Below are 470 nucleotides of genomic sequence, written 5' to 3' on the forward strand. Positions count from 1 at the left end.
CTTGCCTCAACTGAAAAAGGAGGAACAGGTTTAAATGTTCAGAGCAAGATGAAAGCAGTTCATCATCTGGATGTCCCTTGGAGACCAAGTGACATTCAGCAACGCAATGGACGTATTATCCGACAGGGAAATGAAAACAAGGAAGTGGATATTTACCACTATATTACCAAAGGTTCATTTGATAATTATCTATGGGCAACTCAGGAGAACAAACTCCGTTATATTAAGCAGATTATGACTTCTAAGGAGCCGATTCGTGCTGCAGAAGACATTGATGAGCAGACCATGACCGCTTCTGATTTTAAGGCGCTAGCAACAGGTAATCCTTATCTCAAATATAAGATGGAACTAGAGAATGATCTAACTCTATTAGAAAATCAAAGACGCGCCTTTCAACGCAGCAAGGATCACTATCGTCATACAATCTCCTACTGTGAAGAAAATATGCCCATTCTTGAGAAACGATTAAG

The 470-nt window shown here is 40.0% G+C and carries 1 pseudogene; it reads left to right on the forward strand.

The features are described 5' to 3' along the window. Positions 1–470 (forward strand): annotated as a pseudogene (locus tag HMPREF2701_RS00080) (helicase); the annotation flags it as partial.

The organism is Streptococcus sp. HMSC077D04 (genome assembly GCF_001808785.1).
GTDB lineage: Bacteria > Bacillota > Bacilli > Lactobacillales > Streptococcaceae > Streptococcus > Streptococcus mitis_BX.